Here is a 283-nt window from a genome sequence, read left to right as displayed (position 1 = left end):
ACTCTTTCGTAATAGTTGGATGGGGGGCTTATCCGTTATTTGGGTGATGGCTTCGATTGGTTCCGCTCTTACAGCGGCTCACTTTTGAACAGCGCAAAAGTAAGCAAAACGCTCTTGCCCCACCACTCGGCTCCTCGCTTAGGCTCGGAGTGCCCTCACTCCGGCTTTGGACCGTGGGCCGCCGTCATGGGCCATCCCTGGCCCAGGACGGCTAACCCGGCGTCCTGCCGGGTTACCCACGCTCCAAAGCCTGCGTTCGGCCAGCGTGGTTTAACGGGGCGCC

It is taken from the genome of Pseudomonas sp. F8002 (assembly GCF_013385495.1).
Lineage (GTDB): Bacteria > Pseudomonadota > Gammaproteobacteria > Pseudomonadales > Pseudomonadaceae > Aquipseudomonas.
The sequence above is the reverse complement of the archived record's forward strand: the minus strand, read 5'-3'. Positions refer to the sequence as shown.